The organism is Pseudomonas sp. D8002, from assembly GCF_013385695.1.
In the GTDB taxonomy this organism is placed as follows: Bacteria; Pseudomonadota; Gammaproteobacteria; order Pseudomonadales; family Pseudomonadaceae; genus Aquipseudomonas.
Genome location: NZ_JACAPM010000007.1, coordinates 1 through 15,406, shown reverse-complemented (window position 1 = coordinate 15,406; position 15,406 = coordinate 1). Strand labels below are relative to the sequence as shown.

The window sequence follows — 15,406 nt, the reverse complement described above, 5'->3', positions numbered from 1 at the left end:
CTGCACGCCCCAATAGTTGACGGTGGTCGGGCTTTTTACACTGGACCTATCAACGCCCGACACGGCGTCCATAACAACTACAACGGAGAAAGCCCATGCTGCGTTCGGCCCTCGTGCAACCAGACGCTTTACCCGACGTGCAGCCCACGCTGTTCCAGCAGGTGCTCGATGAAGTGCGCCAGCGCCGCGACGAGTTCGACGCCGGCTCCCACGTGCCACGGGACATGATCGAACGCTTCAAGCAGGTGGGCATCTACCGGGCGGCCACGCCCCGTTGTTTCGGCGGCGATGCCCTGGCCCCCGCAACGTTCTTGCAGATGATCGAGCGCATATCCGAAGCCGATGGCTCTGCCGGCTGGGTCGCCAGCTTCGGCAGCGCCGGCGTCTATCTTGCGGCCTTGCCCCAGGAAACCCTCGCCGAACTGTACGCCGACAGCCCCGACCTGGTGTTTGCCGGTGGCCTGTTCCCGCTGCAGCCGGCGGAAACCGTCGAGGGCGGCTGGCAGGTCAACGGCACCTGGAAGTTTGCCAGCGGCTGCAAAGGCGCCGACCTGCTGGGCGTGGGCATCGGTGCGTCGGGCGGCAAGCCACGCACTGCCGTGTTCAAGCCCGGCCAGGTTGAAATCATCGAAAACTGGGACGTGGTCGGCCTCAAGGGCACCGGCAGCCATGACCTGCGAGTTACCGACCAATACATCGACGAGCGCTGGACCTTCATCCGTGGCGGCGCCGCCACCATCGACGAGCCGCTGTTTCGTTATCCCTCGATTGCCTACGCCGCCCAGGTGCTGGCGGTGGTCAACCTCGGCCTGGCCCGCGCGGCCCTCGATGAAATCAGCGCCATGGCCAGCGGCAGCGGCATCACCGGCGCACCGAAACTGGCGGACCGCGCCTACGTGCGCATCGAAATCGCCAAGGCCGAAGCCCGGCTGAGCGCCGCTCGGGGCTTTTTCTACGGCGCCACCGAACAAGTGTGGAACTCGATCCTCGCCGGCAACCCGGTCACGGCCGAGCAAACCAGCTTGCTGCGCCTGACCGCCATTCACGTGTCCCAGGCCGGCGCCGCCGTGGTGCAGAGCGCCTACAGCCTGGCGGGCACCACCGCGATCTACCTGCGCCACCCGCTGCAACGCTACCTGCGCGACGCCATGGTGGTGACCCAGCACGCCTTCCTCAGCGAAGGCCTGTACGACGGCGCGGGCTCGGTGTTCCTCGGCGTTCCTCCATTTCCTGGCTACATCTGACTTTCAAGGATCAACCCATGTCCCAAGCCACTCAAGAACCGCTGCGCGTCGTCTTCTGCATCGGCATCACCCAGAACTTTTTCGACCTGCCTACCGGCGAAGGCCTGAGCGTGTGGAAAGGCTTCAGCCAGATGATGGGCGACCTCGGCGCCATGCCGGGCATCAACGTGCTGGGGGCGATGGATGACGACCGCTTGATGGTCGGCCCGTCGACCACCTCGCCGTGGACCGTCTACATCATGGCCGACGTCGACTGCCACCAGTCGGTGATCGACGCCTGCAACCTGTTCCGTACCACGCCGGTGGGTGAATACAGCCTGTGGCGCTACGCCAAGGTCGAAGCACGGATCGGCCGCCCGCTGACCATTCCCGAAGCGGCCAGGGTGTGAGCCATGGACCTGTTGCAGCGTGTTGAAACCCTTGAAGGGGAGAGCCAGGTAAGGCGCTTGATGGCGCGCTACATGGACCTGTGCGACGTGCCCCGGGCGGCGACCAACGTTCGCGAGTTGGCCGAGTTGTTCACCGTGGATGCGGTGTGGGAAGGCATTGGCACAAGTACCGCGCAGACCTTCGGCCAGCATCGGGGGCGCGACGCGGTGGCGGCGTTTGTCGGCAGCTACCTGCCACCGTCGGAACACTTTGCGCTGAACCTGCATTACCTCACCAGTGAGTCGATCCAGGTAGACGGCAGCGCGGCTGCAGGGCAGTGGATCATGCAACAGATTTCCACCTACGCCGACCAGCGCAGCGAGTTGTTCGGCACGCGGCTGACCATCGATTTTCGCCGTGTCGACGGCACCTGGCTGATAGCGCATTTCCGTACGCAGCGCCTGTTCAATAGCATGTTGGGGGTGAACCCATGAGTACCTTCGTCAGCGAATTTTTACTCGGTGGCAGCGGCCGACGCGTGGCCATCAAGGATTCCATCGACATCGCCGGGTATCCGACCCGCTCGGGCAGTCGTGCCTTTGCCGATGCTCCGCCGGCGACGCGGCATGCGCACGTGGTGCAGGCGGTCCTGGATGCCGGCTGGCAGATCGTCGGCAAGACCAGCCTGCATGAACTGGCATTTGGCGTCACCGGCATCAACGACTGGAGCGGTACGCCCGTCAATCCCCAGGCGCCAGACCGCGTGCCGGGCGGCTCCTCCAGCGGTTCGGCCGCGGCGGTTGCGGCGGGCCTGGCGGATATCGCCATTGGTACCGACACCGGCGGCTCGGTGCGGGTGCCGGCGGCGTGCTGCGGGATTGCCGGGTTGAAACCGACCTATGGCCGAGTCAGCCGCATTGGCGCGCAACCGGCGGTATCCAGCCTCGATTGCGTCGGGCCGTTCGCCGCGAACATGCAGGACCTGATTGCCGCGATGCAGGTGATTTGCCCGGGTTTCCAGCCACAGGCGGCGCCGTCCGGCAGCGTGCCGGTGGGCTTTCTGGATGTGGCCTGTGAGCCATGGCTGAAGGCGAGCCTGATGGCTGCCGTCGACGCGGCCGGCTGGCGTCAGCAGCGTCTGCATCTGGACGACTTTGACACGGCGTTCGGCGCCGGCCTTACGGTGATTAACGTCGAAAACTGGGCAGCCTTCGGTCACCTCACCGGCAAGGGCCTGATCGGTGCGGATGTCGAACAACGCTTGTTGGCTGCCAGCCGCACCAGCGCTGCTGATTTGGCCGCAGCCGAAGTCGTGCGCACCCGCTTCAGTCATCAGGTGGACGCCGCGCTCGAAGAATTCTCCGTGTTGCTGCTGCCGACGATGCCAGACCTGCCGCCGACCCTGGCCGAAGCCCGCAACGGCAGCCAGGCCGTGGCCCGCATGACGCCATTGGTGCGGCCATTCAACCTCAGCGGCCACCCGGCGTTGACGGTGCCGGTGACCCTGGCCGCCAGCGAGCTGAAGGTGGGGCTGCAGATTGTCGGCCGCAAGGGCCAGGACGAATGGGTGTGTGCCCTCGGCGCACAACTGCAACAGAGCATCACGGCTCGCCAATAAGAACAACGCCTTGAGGAGGGCTCCATGAGTACCCATGAATACCGGCTGATTGCCAAATCGAAAAGCCTCGACGAGTTGGTCAAGCACGATCGCGTCGACGTCTCGCTGTACAACGACCCGGCGCTGTTCGAGGCCGAACTGGAAAAGATCTTCTACCGCACCTGGGTCTGGGTCGCCCATGAAAGCGAAGTGCGCAACAGCGGCGACTTCAAGACCGCGACCATCGGCCGGCGCCCGGTGATTGTGGTGCGCGACAAGAAAGGCGCGATCAACGTGCTGGAAAACCGCTGCCGCCACCGTGGCGCCACGGTTTGCGAGAAGCACAAGGGCAATGCCACCGGCTTCACCTGCCCGTATCACAGCTGGTCCTATGGCTTGGACGGCAAGCTGCGGGCGCTGCCTTACCCGGACGGCTACGAAGGCATCCTGGAAAAGTCCGAGTTACCCCTGACCAGCCTGCGGGTGGACAGCTACGCCGGGATGGTATTCGCCAGCTACAACGACGATATCGAACCGTTGGCCGACTTTCTCGGCGGCGCCAAACACTGGATGGACCTGTTCATGAAGCAGGGCGCCGGCTACCCGATCAAGACCCAGGGCGAACACAAGTTCAGCTTCAAGGGCAACTGGAAGATCCAGCTGGAAAACACCACCGACGGCTACCACTTCCCGATCGTGCACAAGTCGTTCATGTCGTCGGTGGACGCCGAGACCTCGGAAATGCTCTCGTTCATGACCGACGAGCAGGCCGTCACCCATTCCCTGGGCAATGGCCACAGCGTGATGGTGATGGTGCCCGAGCATGTCGACCTGGACCACGACGACGGTACCGAGCAGTTGCAGGAGCGTTTCGCCCACGTCACCGAAGAACTGTCGAAAACCATGGAGCCGGCCCAGGTGCGACGCATCGTGCGCTCGCTGCACGGCGCCGGGTTCAACCTCAACCTGTTTCCCAATGTCGCCATGTCGATGTCGTTCTTCCGGGTGCTGCGCCCGGTGTCGGTCACCGAGACCGAAATCCGCCACGTCGCCCTGGGCATGGAGGGCGGCCCACAGGTTGCCAACCGCGAGCGCCTGCGCATCCACGAACACTTCCAGGGCCCGTTCGGCTTTGGCAGCCCCGACGACGCCGAAGCCTGGGACCGGGTGCAACGCGGCTCGTATGCCGGCGTGGACGCACCGATCCTGGTCAACCGTGGCCTGAACCGCGAAGTGCTGGCCGACAACGGCGACAAGGTATCCCACGCCACTGATGAAGGCGGCATGCGCGGGGCCTATGACATGTGGAAAAGGATGATGAGCCAATGAACACCCTGACTGGTTTTACCGCACCGCTGGCCCAGGCCATCGAATTCATCTGGCGTGAAGCCGAACTGCTGGACCACAAGGACTACGTGCAATGGGCCGCGTTGTGGAGCGAGAGCGGGCGCTACGTCGTGCCGATCGACCCGGACACCGAGGATTTTGAAGCCAACCTCAACTATGCCTATGACGATGCGCGCATGCGTGACCTGCGCATCGAACGGCTGACGGCGGGGTATTCACCGTCAGCGGTGGATGCGGCGAAAACCGTGCGCAGTGTCTCGCGATTCACCCTGGTGGAAGCGGCGGGCGAGGTGGTGGAGGTTAACTGTGCGCAGCTGCTCTATGCCTACAAGCGCGGGGTGCACACGCCGTTCGTGGCCGACCTGAATTACCGCATCCGGTTCAGCGCCGGGGTCGCGACCCTGGAGCGCAAGGTGGTGCGGCTGATCAATTCCACCGACAGCCTGAGTGCACTCGGCTTTCTGTTGTAAGCACGATTCAAACAACGACACAAAACCAATGTGGGAGCGGGCTTGCTCGCGAATGCGGTGGATCAGTCGCCACATGCATTGACTGACACACCGCATTCGCGAGCAAGCCCGCTCCCACAGTTGAGATGAGGACATCCTGATGAACCGAATCGCGCTTGTAACCGGCGCCTCCCGTGGCCTCGGCGAATGCATCGCCCGGCGCCTGCACGCCGCAGGCTACCGCGTGGGCCTGGCGGATGTGCACCTGGACGGCGTGCAGCGCCTGGCCTCTGAACTCGACAACCGCGGCGAAACCGCCGTCGCCATCGAGCTGGATGTGCGCAACAAGGCCGATTTTATTCGCGCCCGGGACCTGCTCAGCGAGCGCTGGGGCGGCACCGATATCCTGGTGAACAACGCCGGGGTGTCGAAAGTTGCGGCGCTGATGGACATCACACCCGAGGAATTCGACGAATCGATGGCGATCAACCTGCGGGGCACGTTCGTGGCCTGCCAGGTGTTTGGTGCGCATTTCGCCGAACGAGGGTTCGGGCGCATCGTCAATATCGCCTCCCTCGCCGGGCAAAACGGCGGAACTGCCACTGGCGCGCATTACGCCGCGGCCAAGGGCGGCGTGGCTACGCTGACCAAGGTCTTCGCCCGTGAACTGGCGCCCCGGGGCGTGACGGTCAACAGCATTTCGCCAGGCCCGCTTGATTTGCCGGTGGTGCGCGAAACCGTGGCGCCGGAGCGCCTGGAGCAGATCCTCAAGATTATCCCGACGGGCACCCTCGGCGACCCGCACACCATCGCCGACACCGTGCTGCTGTTGATCGCCGACCACGCCGCCTCGATCACGGGCGCGTGCTGGGACATCAACGGCGGGCTGTTCATGCGCTAGTCATCGCCGAAGAGAGTGGGCCTGCTGCGCAGTCCAGCGGGAGCAAGCTCCCTCGCCACAGGTTAGCGTTCAACCGAAACAACAGGATTCAGGTGCTGCAATGATGAAGGTGAAGATCGAACGCATCGTCGATGAAGCGCTGGATATCCGTTCCTTTCGCCTCGTGCGCAGTGACGGCCAGCCCCTCGACAGTTATGAGCCCGGGGCCCATGTGGACCTTACCGGGCCAACCGGCGTCACCCGCCAGTATTCGCTGTGCAGCCCGCCCCACGATGGCCGCGCGTACCTGGTGGCGGTGAAGAAAGAGGCGCAATCCCGTGGCGGCTCCCTGGCACTGCATGAGCAGGTGCAGGAGGGCATGGAGCTGGAGATGGGCGCGCCGCGCAACCTGTTCCGCCTCGACCCGGAGGCGCCGGCCCATGCGCTGTTTGCCGCCGGTATCGGGGTGACGCCGCTGTTGAGCATGGCCTATCGACTGGCCGACAGCGGCCAGCCGTGGCGCCTGCACTATTTTGCACGTTCGGCGCAGTACGCGGCGTTTACCCAGCTGTTGGCCGATACATTCGGCGAGCATGTGCAGTTTCACTATGGCGTCGAGCCGGACGCGCTGGATGCGGCCTTGAGCGCCTGCCTGGACCAGGCGGGCGCGGCTGCCCACGTCTACACCTGCGGCCCCGCACCGTTCATGCACAAGGTGGTGGAAGTGGCGGCCTGCAGCCGTCCCGAGGAAGCGATCCACCTGGAGCACTTCCAGGCCGACCCAGCGGTGAATGTCGGGCCCAGCGGTGGTTTCGAGGTGGAGCTGGCCAGCTCCGGCGTGGTGCTGCAAGTACCGGCGAATACCAGCCTGGTGGACGTATTGCAGGCCCACGGTTGCGACATCGACACCGAGTGCCGCGAAGGCCTCTGCGGCACCTGCATTGTCGAGGTGCTGGAAGGCGTGCCCGAGCACCGTGACAATTGCCTGTCGACCAAGGAGAAGGCCGCCAACCGGCAGATTTGCGCGTGTGTTTCCCGGGCGGTATCCGCTCGTCTGGTATTGGATATTTGATCGGCGCTACCCGTAAGATTGCTGGGACCAAAAAAATAAAAAACGTGAGGCCTTGCGGTCATGATGAGTTCAACGGTGCAACGTAACGAATCGTTCGAGCGTTGGTTACAGCAGGTTAACCAGGCCTGTGGACGCTTCGATGCCAGGGCCCTGGGCGCGGGGTTTTATGGGGAGTTGAGCGAGTTTCGCAGCGGCGCGATCAAGCTCAGCGTGGTCGATATGGCCCAGGTGCATCTGTATCGCAGCAGCAAGGAGGTCAGTACGGGCAATGAAGGGCACTACTACGCGGTGTTCCAGTTGCAGGGCAGCGCACAGCTGGAACAGGGCGACAACCGTGCGCAACTGGGCTGCGGTGACATCGCCCTGATCGACGCCTGCCGCCCCAGTGACATGACCTACCACGACAACTCCCGGCAATTGTCGCTGATCCTGCCGCGCCAGGTGGTGGAGCGCGGTTCGCACTTCACGGCGGTCAACTGCGCGACGCGGATCTCGGCGCGCACGCCGTTGGCGCTGATGGCCAGCCAGATGGTGCTCGACACCCGCCAGCAAAACGACCTGGGCATGCAGGAAAGCGAAGCCGTGCTGGATGCATTGGTCAGCCTGCTGCTGCCGGGGATCAGCGCCCGGGACAACGGTGTGGACACCCAGGAACGGCAGTTTCGCAAGACCATCGCCTACATCGATGCGCACATCGGCGCCGAAGAACTCTGCCCGGAGCTGATCGCCCGGGAAGTCGGGGTATCGGTGCGCGGGCTGTACCGGATGTTTTCCAAGCGCGGGCTGGTGGTGGCGCAATACATCAAGCACCGACGCCTGGATTTCTGCGCCGAAACCCTGCGCCATTCGCCGGCGGAGCAGAAGCTGTCGGCACTCTGTTATGCCTGGGGCTTCTCCGACTCCAGCTACTTCTCATCGGCGTTCAAGTCGCGCTTTGGCGTGTCACCGGGCGAGTACCGCAAGCGCTATAGCCATCATTGATGCGTGCCGCTCCCGAACCTGGAATGCATTTTCCTGTGGGAGCCGGGCTTGCCCGCGATGCAGGCCACTCGGTCTGACAGGTACACCGCCGCGATCCCTTCGCAGCCTCGCCAAGGCTCGACAGCTCCCACATTCAATCATCGCGCCCTAGGGATACAGCACCTCGCGGACCAGCATGGCGATGCTGGTCACGCCCATCTTTTCCTTGATCTTGGTGCGGTGCACGTCAACGGTCTTCACGCTGATGTTCAGCTCGCGGGCAATCACCTTGCTCGCCTTGCCGTCCACCACCAGCATCAACACTTCTCGCTCCCGGCTCGTCAGCAGCGCCAGCTTGCCTTGCAGGTGCTCGCGCTGTTCCTGGTCGGCCTGGGCCTGTACAGCGGTCTTCAGCGCGGCCTGGATGCGGTCGATCATCTGTTGCGGGTTGTAGGGCTTCTCGACGAAATCCAGCGCGCCGTTTTTCATTGCGGTGACCGACATCGGTATGTCGCCGTGGGCCGACACGAAGATGGTCGGCAAGGTGCTGCCGCGCCGGTTGAGGATCTCCTGCAACTGGAAGCCGCTGGTCTGCGGCATGCGCACGTCCAGCACCAGGCAGGCGGGCTGGCGCGGGTCGTAGTGCGCAAGGAACTCTTCGGCCCCAGCGAAACATTGGGCCTTTACGCTGACCGACTCCAGCAGCCAGGCCAGCGAGGTACGCAGGTCTTTGTCGTCATCAACGATGTAAACAATCGGTGTGCGAATTTCCATCAGGGACTGCCACGAGAATTTCTAATTATTGTTTTCGCACGCGGGCACGCTGCGGCGGACATTGGCTCATCTGTGGAGCCTTGCCAGCAGAATACCCAGTGTGAACGGCCCTGACGATAAAGAAACCACCTAGTCGGCATGGGGATCGTCTGAATGGTCGCGCCGCACGGGGCGTCTTAGTCTTGTGGCATCACCCACGGACCGTAAAGGGGCACCGACATGGCCGACCTGAGCCAGCAGCAAATCGACTTTCGCAACGCCATGGCGCAACTGCCGGCCGCGGTGAACATCATCACCACCAACGGCCCCGGCGGGCGTTGCGGGATCACGGCGAGTGCGGTGTGCTCGGTGACGGATTCGCCCCCCACGGTGTTGGTGTGCGTGAACCGCGGGAGTGCGACCCATGATGTGTTCCGTACCAATGGGCAGCTGTGCGTGAACGTGCTGTGCGGGGAGCAGGAAGAGCTGGCGCGGCACTTTGCCGGGATGACCCAGGTGCCCATGGCGGAGCGGTTTGCCTGGGACCTGTGGGACGGAGGCGAGGCGGGGGTGCCGGTGCTGCGGGATGCGCTGGTGCAGCTGGAAGGGCGTATCAGTGAGTGCAAGGAGGTAGGGTCGCATTCGGTGATGTTCGTGGAATTGTCGCGGGTTGGGGTGCGGGGGCAGGGCGACAGCCTGGTGTATTTCAACCGGCTGTTTCACCGGATTGAGCATGCTGGCGCCCATTGCTGAAGATGCAGGGGACCAAATGTGGGAGCGGGCTTGCTCGCGAAGGCGGTGTATCAGAAACCTATTCAGTGGCTGACACTCTGTCTTCGCGAGCAAGCCCGCTCCCACATGGGGCCTGCGGGGCAGTTGTTGGTCAGATGCGAAAGCTGCCCACCAGCTGATTCAAGCGTTCCGCTTCACGCTCAAGCTCGGTACAGGCCAGCAGCGTCGACTGCAGGTTTTCCACCCCGGCCTGGTTCAGCATATTGATCTCGGTAATGTCCATATTCAGCGCTTCCACCACCGACGTCTGTTCCTCGGTCGCCGCCGCCACCGACTGGTTGACGTTATCAATCTCGCCAATCCTCTGCGTCACACTGGCCAGCCGCGTACCCGCCAGGTTGGCGATACTCACGCTTTCCTCGCTGTGCTGCTGGCTCTCGGTCATGGTGCTGACGGATTCCCGTGCGCCCACCTGCAACTCTTCGATCATCTGCTGAATCTCCAGCGCCGACTCCTGGGTGCGATAGGCCAGGCTGCGCACCTCATCGGCCACCACCGCAAACCCGCGCCCGGCCTCACCGGCCCGGGCCGCTTCAATGGCGGCGTTCAGTGCCAGCAGATTGGTCTGCTGGGAGATGCCCTTGATCACCTCCAGGATTTGCCCGATGTTCACCGTCTTGTGATTCAGCGCATCGATGTGCACGCACGAGGCGCTGATCTTGCCCGACAGTTCATTCATCACGGCAATCGTGCGCTCCACCACCTGGCGCCCGTCCTCAGCCTGTTGCCGGGCGCCGGAGGCTTGCTGCGACGCATCGGAGGCATTACGGGCGATTTCCTGGGCGGCGGCGCCCAGTTCGTTGATCGCCGCCGCGACACTGTTGGTGCGGGTCGCCTGTTCATCGAAGTTGTTCAGCGAGGAATTCGAGGCCAGCAGCACCCGCTTGACCACCTGGTTGACCCCGAGCCCCGCTGAAGACACTTCGCGGATCGACTGGTGGATGCGTTCGACAAAACGGTTGAAGGCGCTGGCCAACTGGCCGATCTCGTCCCGGGATTGCACCTCCAGCCGCCGCGTCAGGTCGCCTTCGCCACGGGAAATGTCCTCCATCACCCGGGTCAGGGTTTGCAGCGGCCGGGTGATGCGCAGCGCGGCGTACCAGATCAACAGCAGGCCGAGCAGGGCCGAGCCGCCACCCAGCAGCAGTTCCAGGGCGGTGCTTTTCACCCCTTGGGCATCGAGTTGCTGTTGCAGCGCAGTGACCGGCGCCAGCAGCACCGACTGCGGCACGCCCACCAGAACGCCCCACGGTGCTGCACCGGCAATCGGTGCCAGCGGTTCGAGTAGCTTGATTTGCTGTTGATCGACAAAGGTTTGCGGTTGCCCCTGGCGCAACGCGTCCAGTACCTGGGCGCCATCGTGCATGACTTCGCTGATCGGCTGCCCGAGGCGGCTGGCGTCCTCGCTGTAGGCGGAAATCACGCCTTTGGGGCTGACGATGCTGACTTGCCCGTGGCCGTCGAACAGTTGCCCGGCGCTGGTTTGGCTGGCCTGTTGCAAGGCCGCCAGGTTGATGTCCAGGCCAATCACCGCGATCACCTTGCCGTGCTCCATCAGCGGGAACGCAATGCTGGTCACCAGCTTGCGGCTGCCGGAAGCCTCGTCGAAATACGGCTCCAGCACACAGGCCCTGGCGGTGTCGCGGGCGCAGGTGTAGAAGGCGTTGTACGGCGCGCCGCTGGGGCCGGGCGAGGTATTGGCCAGCAGCGCTTCGTCGCCGACTACCGCTGTCAGTTCACCCGGGGTGGCCTGCACCCAGTATTGGGCGAAGCGCCCGGCCTCGTTGCTGCCGACGGCGGCCTGGTCGACGAAGTGGGCATCGTCACCGTCCAGGGCATTGGCTTCGAAAATGACGTAAATCCCGAGCAGGTCGGGCTTGTCGACCAGGGCCTGGCGCAGCTGGGTATTCAGCTCCTGGCGCAACTCTGGGCGGGTCAGTTTGCCCTGTTGTTGCAGTTGCCGCAGGTACAGCACATAACGCGACAAGCCCTGGCCGTATTCATGGGTTTGCATGAAGGTGCGTTGCACCTGCATGGCCTGAACTTGCCCCAGGGCCTGCATGTGTTCCTTGGCGGCGGCAGCGAGCATGTCGCTGCTGGCCTGGGCCACGTGCTGGCTGCTCTGGTGGGTCTGGTACAGCGACAGGCTCATCAGCAGGCCGACCACCAATAACAGGCAGAGGCCGGCGAGCAGGGCGATCTTGCTCTGGATCGTGAGGAATTTCTTGTGCATTGCGAAGGCCTTGGCCAGGCGGGGCGATGGCGGCGCCACCGCCCCGGCCGGGCTTAGAAGTTAGTGGCGAACACCACTTGGCTGTAGAGGTTTTTATCGTGGTTGCCCAGCTGCGTGCCGCCTTGCTCGGCGCTCTTGTCCGGCTGGTACAGGCCGATCAGCGGCATCACCGTCAGGTGGTCGTTGACGTGCCATTCGGCATACAGGTCCAGCTCGTGGCCGTCGTTGTTGCCGAGGTTGCGGTCGATGGTCTTGAAGTCGAACAACACCGCGCCGACGTTGAGGTTCTGCAGGGGCGAAACCTTGAACGTGACGTTCTGGATGCGTGAGTTGTTGTTGAACGGCCCGGCGTAGTTGCCCGCCACTTCACCCTGGAACCAGGTGCCGTAGCCACGGCTGAAACCGTAGAACAGCGGGTCGAAGCCTTCCGAGAAGCGGCTGTAGCGGTAGCTCACATACGGCGTCCAGGTCACGTCGGAGAAGGTCCAGCCAGCTTCCAGGTACCAGGCGTCTTCGTTGCCGGTGTGGGGCTTGTCCTGCCAGGCGTATTCGCCGGACAGGAACAGGTTGGTCACCCCGGCATTGCCCGTGGCCCGCAGGCTGTAGGTCTTCATGCCATCGCGTTCCAGCTGCGTGGGGGAGGCGTACTGCTTGTCGACGTCGGTGGTGTCGATGTACGTCAGCCCCACGGTGCCTTCGGCGGCCACGTGTTCGAGGGTGGCGACGTACATCTCGGTCTTGGCCTGGGCACGGTTATCGGACTTGAGCCACATCAGGTCGCTGCGCCAGCCTTCCTTGCCGCCCAGGCGCAACACGGCGGTTTCGTCGAAGGCCTTGCGGGCGGCGATGTAGTAGCCGCCGCCGCGATTGAGGTCGCCATCGGCCACGCCCTTGCCGAAGTTCAGCGCGTCGCCGTCAATCAGGAAACCGTCGCCGACCACGATGTTCTGGCGGCCGAAGGACAGGTCCACGCCATTCTCGCCCAGGGCCTCAAACAACTTGCCCGAGCGCCAGCCGAGGTAGGCGTCTTCGAATTTTGTGGTGCGCTCCGAACCGTCGCTGAAACCTGCGGCATCGCCGTCGCCCCAGGTGCCGGAACTCAGCAGGTTGGCCGCACCGTAGGTGGTGCCGGCGCCGCTGAAGCTTTTGTCGAAGCTCAGGCCGTACTTCACGTAGCCCTCGCGCCAGGACGAGGAGCCCTTGGCCAGGCGGCCGGATTGACTGTAGTTCTGCTGGCTGTGGAAGGCACCGAATACCGCTTCCAGCGTGGCGTTCAGATGACTGCTGTCATCGGCGTACAGCTCATAAGCGCCGGCCGGGTTGGCACCGATCATCAGCGCGAGGGTCGAGAGACGAAGCAAGGGGGACTTGAGCATGGTGTGGCATCCATTCTTGTTCATGACCACAGGGTTGGGGTCTGCCGCGATACTAATGCTGGCGAAGTGACGTGCCTTTTGTCTGGTTGCCAAAGACTTGACTGTGCTTGCCAGAATCCACGGTTTGGCAGCCCGGCCAATACGACTGGCACGCAGGGCAAAACCCGAGCGACCTTGAGCCCTGACAATCGTCGGCAACTTCGATGATTTCCAAGGTCGTTTTTCTATGTTCACTGCACACAGATTTTCCCTGGCCGGCCTGCTGTCGCTGGTCCTGGCCCACAGCGCATTCGCCGCTGAATGCAGCCCTGACCAGAGCCGTGGCGCCCAGGTTTTCGCCAACGAATGCAGCGTGTGCCATGCGGTGGCGAAGGGCGGCGCGACAATGATGGGGCCGAACCTGGCAGGCGTTTACGGGCGTAAATCCGGCTCCCTGGCGGGCTTCAGCTACTCCCAGGCGATGCGTGACAAAAACGTCGAGTGGCAAGCCGAGACCATCGCGCAATTCATCACCCAACCCCAGGCGTTTGTGCCCGGCACCTACATGCCCTACATGGGCCTGGCTTCGGCCGACGATCGCCAAGCGGTCGCCTGCTTTCTCAAAGAACAACATTGAATACAGGTGAATCATGAGCAACGTTGAAATCCTGCCGCAGGTGGCTGCATTCCTGGACCGTCGTCATGGCTGCTTTATCGATGGCCAATGGGTATTTGCCGAGGGCGAACACATCAAGGTGATCAACCCGGCCACCGGGCAAACCCTGTGCGAAACCCTCGACGCGCCGCTGCACGTGGTGGAGCAGGCGGTGCAGTCGTCCCATGCGGCGTTCAAGTCCCGCGTGTGGTCGGGATTGCGCCCGGCCGACCGTGAGCGGATTTTGCTGAACTTCACCGCATTGGTTGAGGCCCATGCCGAGGAGCTGGCGCAGCTGGAAACCCTGAGCCAGGGCAAGTCGATCAACCTGGCGCGGGGGCTGGATCTGAACGCCACGGTGGAGTTCATGCGCTACATGTCGGGCTGGGCGACCAAGATCGAAGGGCAGACCTTTGACGTGTCCATCCCTTTGCCGCCGGGGGCCAGGTTCACTGCGTTCACCAAGCGCGAGCCGGTGGGCGTGGTGGTGGGCATCGTGCCGTGGAATTTCCCGCTGCTGATTGCGGCCTGGAAATTGATGCCGGCGCTGGCGACCGGGTGCACGGTGATCATCAAGCCGGCGATGGAAACGCCGCTGACGGCGATGCGCCTGGCGGAGCTGGCGCTGGAGGCGGGGATTCCGGCGGGGGTGTTCAACGTGGTGACCGGCGGCGGTGCGTCGGTGGGGGGCGTTCTGACTGCTCATCCGTTGGTGAGCAAGGTGTCGTTTACCGGTTCGACTGCGGTGGGCAAGAGCGTGGGGGTGGCGTGCATGGAGAACATGACGCGGTTTGCCCTGGAGTTGGGGGGCAAGAATCCGATGATCGTGTTGGCGGATGCGGATATTGATAAGGCGATCCAGGGGGCGATCCTGGGTGGGTTGCTGAACAACGGGCAGGTGTGTGCGGCGGCTTCGCGCTTTTATGTGCATCGTTCGGTGTATGACCGGTTTGTCGAGGGGTTGGCGGCGGCGGTGTCGGCGATGCCGTTGGGGGCGGGGATGGATGGTGAGGCGGCGATTAATCCGTTGGTGTCGCGCAAGCAGCAGCAAGGGGTACTGCGCCATATCGAGCAGGCCCGGGCTGAAGGGGCGCGGGTGGTGATCGGTGGGGATGAGGTTGCGGGTGAGGGGTTTTATGTGCGGCCGACGATTTTGGCGGATATCGATCATGGGATGGCGGTGGCCCGGGAGGAGGTGTTTGGGCCGGTGTTGGGGGTGATGGCGTTTGATGATGAGGATGCGGTGATTGAGTTGGCCAATGACAATCGGTATGGGTTGGCGGCCAGTCTTTGGACCAATGATCTGGGGAAGGCGATGAACCTGGTGCCGCGGATCGAGGCGGGGACTGTTTGGGTGAATGCGCATGTGTTGCTGGACCCGGCGATGCCGTTTGGCGGGGTGAAGCAATCGGGGATGGGGCGGGAGTTTGGGCGGGCGGTGATTGAGGCTTATACCGAGCTGAAGTCGGTGTGTATTGCGCATTGATTGGGGGCATATCCGTTATTTAGGTAACGGCCACCTATGGTTTCGCTCTTACAGCGAGTCACTTTGCAAAAGCGGCAAAGTAACCAAAGCGCTCTGCCCCGCCTGTCGGCGCCTCGCCTAGGCTCGGCGTTCCCTCACTCCGGCATTGCTCCGCGGGCCGCCGCGACGGGCCATCCATGGCCCGGCGCGGCTAAACCGGCGTCCTGCCGGTTTA

14 protein-coding genes and 2 pseudogenes are annotated in these 15,406 nt (G+C 63.5%); 12 read left to right on the top strand and 4 right to left on the bottom strand.

The genetic code is table 11. The features are described from left to right. Positions 1–95: 95 nt before the first annotated feature. The 9 genes from HX807_RS04720 to feaR all read left to right on the top strand — a co-directional run bounded on the left by HX807_RS04720 (position 96) and on the right by feaR (position 7,939). Positions 96–1,244 (top strand): acyl-CoA dehydrogenase family protein, encoded by a 1,149-nt coding sequence (locus tag HX807_RS04720; protein WP_177049376.1) that lies wholly within the window; start codon positions 96–98, stop codon positions 1,242–1,244. Positions 1,245–1,261: 17 nt separating this feature from the next. After that, positions 1,262–1,633: a hypothetical protein gene (locus HX807_RS04715; RefSeq protein ID WP_003208867.1), complete on the top strand. Its 372-nt coding sequence runs from the start codon at positions 1,262–1,264 to the stop codon at positions 1,631–1,633. Positions 1,634–1,636: 3 nt separating this feature from the next. Continuing rightward, the gene (locus tag HX807_RS04710) at positions 1,637–2,107 is read left to right on the top strand and encodes a nuclear transport factor 2 family protein (RefSeq protein ID WP_008431069.1); all 471 of its coding nucleotides are present in this window, start codon (positions 1,637–1,639) and stop codon (positions 2,105–2,107) included. Next, positions 2,104–3,231, top strand: coding sequence for an amidase (locus tag HX807_RS04705; protein ID WP_177049374.1), 1,128 nt, complete (start codon positions 2,104–2,106; stop codon positions 3,229–3,231). Before HX807_RS04710 ends, HX807_RS04705 begins: the two co-directional genes overlap by 4 nt. Positions 3,232–3,255: 24 nt before the next feature. After that, a complete protein-coding gene (locus HX807_RS04700; protein WP_003208861.1) occupies positions 3,256–4,539 on the top strand; it encodes a Rieske 2Fe-2S domain-containing protein in 1,284 nt (427 codons plus the stop codon). Then, positions 4,536–5,027: an aromatic-ring-hydroxylating dioxygenase subunit beta gene (locus tag HX807_RS04695; RefSeq protein WP_008431075.1), complete on the top strand. Its 492-nt coding sequence runs from the start codon at positions 4,536–4,538 to the stop codon at positions 5,025–5,027. The genes HX807_RS04700 and HX807_RS04695 overlap by 4 nt, the downstream gene beginning before the upstream one ends. A 139-nt stretch (positions 5,028–5,166) precedes the next feature. Continuing rightward, complete coding sequence (locus HX807_RS04690; RefSeq protein ID WP_003208858.1) at positions 5,167–5,907, top strand: SDR family NAD(P)-dependent oxidoreductase; 741 nt, start codon at positions 5,167–5,169, stop codon at positions 5,905–5,907. Between the two features lie 100 nt (positions 5,908–6,007). Further along, positions 6,008–6,958, top strand: coding sequence for a PDR/VanB family oxidoreductase (locus tag HX807_RS04685; protein WP_177049372.1), 951 nt, complete (start codon positions 6,008–6,010; stop codon positions 6,956–6,958). Positions 6,959–7,018: 60 nt separating this feature from the next. Beyond that, the gene (gene feaR / locus HX807_RS04680; protein WP_023658728.1) at positions 7,019–7,939 is read left to right on the top strand and encodes a transcriptional regulator FeaR; all 921 of its coding nucleotides are present in this window, start codon (positions 7,019–7,021) and stop codon (positions 7,937–7,939) included. 147 nt (positions 7,940–8,086) lie between these two features. Here the strand turns inward: feaR and HX807_RS04675 are convergent, their stop codons facing one another. Continuing rightward, entirely contained in the window at positions 8,087–8,692 is a 606-nt protein-coding gene (locus HX807_RS04675) for a response regulator transcription factor (RefSeq protein WP_003212609.1), read from the bottom strand. 219 nt (positions 8,693–8,911) lie between these two features. Here HX807_RS04675 and hpaC point away from each other — a divergent pair, with 219 nt between their 5' ends. Further along, complete coding sequence (gene hpaC, locus HX807_RS04670) at positions 8,912–9,424, top strand: 4-hydroxyphenylacetate 3-monooxygenase, reductase component (RefSeq protein WP_003212611.1); 513 nt, start codon at positions 8,912–8,914, stop codon at positions 9,422–9,424. 130 nt (positions 9,425–9,554) lie between these two features. Here hpaC and HX807_RS31915 read toward each other — a convergent pair. The 3 genes and pseudogenes from HX807_RS31915 to HX807_RS04660 all read right to left on the bottom strand — a co-directional run. Then, a pseudogene (locus HX807_RS31915) lies at positions 9,555–10,151 on the bottom strand (methyl-accepting chemotaxis protein); the annotation flags it as partial. Positions 10,152–10,409: 258 nt separating this feature from the next. Continuing rightward, positions 10,410–11,477: pseudogene (locus HX807_RS31910) on the bottom strand (HAMP domain-containing protein); the annotation flags it as partial. Positions 11,478–11,749: 272 nt separating this feature from the next. Beyond that, positions 11,750–13,072, bottom strand: coding sequence for a hypothetical protein (locus HX807_RS04660; protein WP_177049368.1), 1,323 nt, complete (start codon positions 13,070–13,072; stop codon positions 11,750–11,752). 226 nt (positions 13,073–13,298) lie between these two features. Here HX807_RS04660 and HX807_RS04655 point away from each other — a divergent pair, with 226 nt between their 5' ends. Together HX807_RS04655 and HX807_RS04650 are read left to right on the top strand one after the other, a co-directional pair. Continuing rightward, positions 13,299–13,688 carry a cytochrome c family protein gene (locus HX807_RS04655; protein ID WP_003212617.1) on the top strand — a complete coding sequence of 130 codons (390 nt, stop codon included), beginning with the start codon at positions 13,299–13,301 and terminating at the stop codon, positions 13,686–13,688. A gap of 13 nt (positions 13,689–13,701) precedes the next feature. Beyond that, entirely contained in the window at positions 13,702–15,192 is a 1,491-nt protein-coding gene (locus HX807_RS04650; RefSeq protein WP_008431084.1) for an aldehyde dehydrogenase family protein, read from the top strand. Positions 15,193–15,406: the final 214 nt, after the last annotated feature.

What these genes read in the sequence shown, in the direction of transcription:
- HX807_RS04720 (WP_177049376.1), top strand. Translation starts at nt 96, where the DNA reads ATGCTGCGTTCGGCCCTCGTGCAACCAGACGCTTTACCCGACGTGCAG.
- HX807_RS04715 (WP_003208867.1), top strand. Translation starts at nt 1,262, where the DNA reads ATGTCCCAAGCCACTCAAGAACCGCTGCGCGTCGTCTTCTGCATCGGC.
- HX807_RS04710 (WP_008431069.1), top strand. Translation starts at nt 1,637, where the DNA reads ATGGACCTGTTGCAGCGTGTTGAAACCCTTGAAGGGGAGAGCCAGGTA.
- HX807_RS04705 (WP_177049374.1), top strand. Translation starts at nt 2,104, where the DNA reads ATGAGTACCTTCGTCAGCGAATTTTTACTCGGTGGCAGCGGCCGACGC.
- HX807_RS04700 (WP_003208861.1), top strand. Translation starts at nt 3,256, where the DNA reads ATGAGTACCCATGAATACCGGCTGATTGCCAAATCGAAAAGCCTCGAC.
- HX807_RS04695 (WP_008431075.1), top strand. Translation starts at nt 4,536, where the DNA reads ATGAACACCCTGACTGGTTTTACCGCACCGCTGGCCCAGGCCATCGAA.
- HX807_RS04690 (WP_003208858.1), top strand. Translation starts at nt 5,167, where the DNA reads ATGAACCGAATCGCGCTTGTAACCGGCGCCTCCCGTGGCCTCGGCGAA.
- HX807_RS04685 (WP_177049372.1), top strand. Translation starts at nt 6,008, where the DNA reads ATGATGAAGGTGAAGATCGAACGCATCGTCGATGAAGCGCTGGATATC.
- feaR (WP_023658728.1), top strand. Translation starts at nt 7,019, where the DNA reads ATGATGAGTTCAACGGTGCAACGTAACGAATCGTTCGAGCGTTGGTTA.
- HX807_RS04675 (WP_003212609.1), bottom strand. Translation starts at nt 8,692, where the DNA reads ATGGAAATTCGCACACCGATTGTTTACATCGTTGATGACGACAAAGAC.
- hpaC (WP_003212611.1), top strand. Translation starts at nt 8,912, where the DNA reads ATGGCCGACCTGAGCCAGCAGCAAATCGACTTTCGCAACGCCATGGCG.
- HX807_RS04660 (WP_177049368.1), bottom strand. Translation starts at nt 13,072, where the DNA reads ATGCTCAAGTCCCCCTTGCTTCGTCTCTCGACCCTCGCGCTGATGATC.
- HX807_RS04655 (WP_003212617.1), top strand. Translation starts at nt 13,299, where the DNA reads ATGTTCACTGCACACAGATTTTCCCTGGCCGGCCTGCTGTCGCTGGTC.
- HX807_RS04650 (WP_008431084.1), top strand. Translation starts at nt 13,702, where the DNA reads ATGAGCAACGTTGAAATCCTGCCGCAGGTGGCTGCATTCCTGGACCGT.